2 protein-coding genes are annotated in these 2,123 nt (G+C 73.7%); one reads left to right on the forward strand and one right to left on the reverse strand.

Annotation, left to right across the window (positions count from 1 at the left end):
• Positions 1 to 47: 47 nt before the first annotated feature.
• The gene (locus tag F8A92_RS18330) at positions 48 to 668 is read right to left on the reverse strand and encodes a hypothetical protein (protein WP_153506621.1); all 621 of its coding nucleotides are present in this window, start codon (positions 666 to 668) and stop codon (positions 48 to 50) included.
• A 286-nt stretch (positions 669 to 954) separates the two neighbouring features.
• Between F8A92_RS18330 and F8A92_RS18335 the strand changes: the two genes are divergently transcribed.
• On the forward strand, positions 955 to 2,123 hold a 1,169-nt coding region (locus F8A92_RS18335; protein WP_153506622.1), incomplete at its 3' end, for an Hsp70 family protein.

The following is a 2,123-nucleotide window of genomic DNA, read 5'->3' on the forward strand; positions in this document are numbered from 1 at the left end:
TGGAGACGCGCAGGTAGGACACGGCTAGGGCGCCGCTGGCGGGTGGGTCAACGAGACTGCGCACCGGGTTGATGCGCGGGTGGCGACGGGGGCAGCCATGCGGACTCGCTCTCCTTGGCCGCGTGCCGCGGTTCCGGCTCGGCAGCGCCGTCATCGTCGGCGTCCGCCGCGAGCCGCGGGATGTCGTAGCCGGGGGGCCACGGATCGGACGACCGCTCGGGCCCCGCCGCGTCCGCAGCCGGACGGTACGTCGGCATCGGCGCCGGCTCGCCGGGCGGGCGCGCGGTCGGCATCGGCGCGGGATCCTGGGACGGGCGGTACGTCGGCATGGGCGCGGGAGCGGCAACCGGTTCGCGAGACTGCCACCGGTCCTCGGCGTCCGTCCGCGACGGATCACCGGGCCGGTCCTCCCACGCGGCGGTCCGGTCCGCGGCGGGTCCCTCGGCGGCTGCCTGCTTGGCACCGAACGGATCCGGCGGTGCGGTGCTGCCGAAGGGATCCGGGTAGCCGCCCGGCTGCGGGCCGTCGAGCCACGGGTCGGGATCCAGCGGCTTGCCCGCCGCCGGTGCGCCCGCCGGGCCCGGCGCGGGCGGCGTGCTGCGGATCTGCTCCAGCCAGCGGTCGTTTTCGCTCTCGTCGTGCTTGTTCGCCACAGAGTCGTCCTTCATGCCGCGGGCTTCATGAGCGTGCTTGGGCCCACCCTAACCACCGCGCGACCGCGCGGCGGCCCGCTTCAGGAAACCGTGACATAGGGCTCGTGCGACGACACCCGTGGCGATGACCTGGGAAATGACCGCTTCGGAGCCGAACGGGGCGGGTTTTCGTCCGACCCGGGTCGAGGCGAGGTCGGCGGCAACGGCACATGGCACTATGGCACGTGACGTGTGCCGCTCCCGGGGTGCTTCGCCGGTCCGCCCGAGCCTCGCGTCCCCATCGTCAAGGCCAGGGGGGCCCATGCGTGTTCTTGCGATCGACTTCGGTACGTCGAACACCGTCGCGGCCGTGTCCGTCGACGGCACCGCTCCCCGGCTGCTCACGATCGACGGCAGCCCGCTGGTCCCCTCATCCGTCTACCTCGGCGAGGACGGCACGATCGCGGTAGGCCGGGACGCCGACCGGCAGGCGCGCATCGACCCCAGCCGCTACGAGCCGAACCCGAAGCGACGCATCGACGACGGCGAGATGCTGCTCGGCACCGACGTCATCCCGGTCCGGCAGGCGATCGCCGCCGTACTCGGCCGGGTGCTGCAGGAGTTCCGGCGGCAGTTCGACGGCGCCCGGCCGGACGTCGTCCGCCTGACCCACCCCGCGCGCTGGCGCAAGACCCGCCGCGACGTGCTGGTCGCGGCGTGCCGCGAGGCCGGCCTGAGCGACGACCCCATCCTGGTGCCCGAGCCGGTCGGCGCCGCGACCCACTTCGTCAGCCAGGGCGGGCACAACATGCAGCCCGGGCAGGCGCTGGCCGTGTACGACCTGGGTGGCGGCACCTTCGACGTGGCGATCGTGCAGAAGACCGCGAACGGCTTCGAGGTCATCGCCGAGGCGGGGCTGCCCGACCTGGGCGGCCTGGACTTCGATCACGCGATCCTCGAGCACGTCGGCCGCTCGCAGCAGCCGACGAACCCCGAGGAGTGGGCCAAGCTCAACCGGCCGACCGACACCGCCAGCCGCCGGGCCCAGCGCGCCCTCGCCGTCGACATCAAGGAGGGCAAGGAGGCGCTGTCGCGGCACCCGCACACCGACATCGCGTTCCCGGCACCGTTCCACGACGTGCATGTGACGCGCAGCGAGTTCGAGGAGCTCATCCGGCCCAACCTGGCCCGTTCGGTCGAGCTGCTGTCGACGACGATCAGCGAGGCCAACCAGACCCCGGACCGGCTCTCGGGCGTCTACCTGGTCGGCGGCTCGTCGCGGATCCCGCTCGTCGCCCGGCTGATCCAGGAGGGGCTCGGCGTGACGCCGGCGACGCTCGACCAGCCGGAGGCGACGGTGGCCAGCGGCGCGCTATACCTCAACGTCGGCAGCCAGCCCGGTGCGGGGCCCGCGGCACCGAACCCGACCCCGGCGATCCCGCAGCTGCGCGCGCCCGCGACCACCGGCACCGACGGCCTGCTGAGCTTCCA

The organism is Cumulibacter manganitolerans, from assembly GCF_009602465.1.
Lineage (GTDB): Bacteria > Actinomycetota > Actinomycetes > Mycobacteriales > Antricoccaceae > Cumulibacter > Cumulibacter manganitolerans.